The organism is Ochrobactrum sp. SFR4 (genome assembly GCF_019730395.1).
Classification (GTDB): domain Bacteria; phylum Pseudomonadota; class Alphaproteobacteria; order Rhizobiales; family Rhizobiaceae; genus Pseudochrobactrum.
In genome coordinates this window covers 1-233 of record NZ_JAAPBB010001431.1, presented here as the reverse complement: position 1 = coordinate 233, position 233 = coordinate 1, and the positions used below count along the sequence as shown (strand labels likewise).

The 233-nt window shown below is 53.6% G+C and carries 1 protein-coding gene; it reads right to left on the bottom strand.

Going from position 1 to position 233, the window contains the following annotated elements; translation table 11 throughout:
* On the bottom strand, window positions 1-233 hold a 233-nt coding region (locus HBA93_RS23740; protein ID WP_221724847.1), incomplete at both ends, for a hypothetical protein.

Sequence of the window (233 nt, the reverse complement as noted above, 5' to 3'; positions counted from 1 at the left end):
GCCAGATAATTCTTCATCAGCATGAAAATCACTGTACCGCCGAGCAATGCAATGACACTCATCAGCAGTGGCACGTTAAAGCCGTGCCAGATCGCAAGACTATATTGCGGCGTCTCACTGCCAAGCACGGAGAGAACTGCGGCATGCAGGAACGGCCCGACGATCAGCGTCGGCACAATACCGATCAGCAAGCAGAGCAGAACCAGCAGTTCAATCGGGAAACGCACCCATTG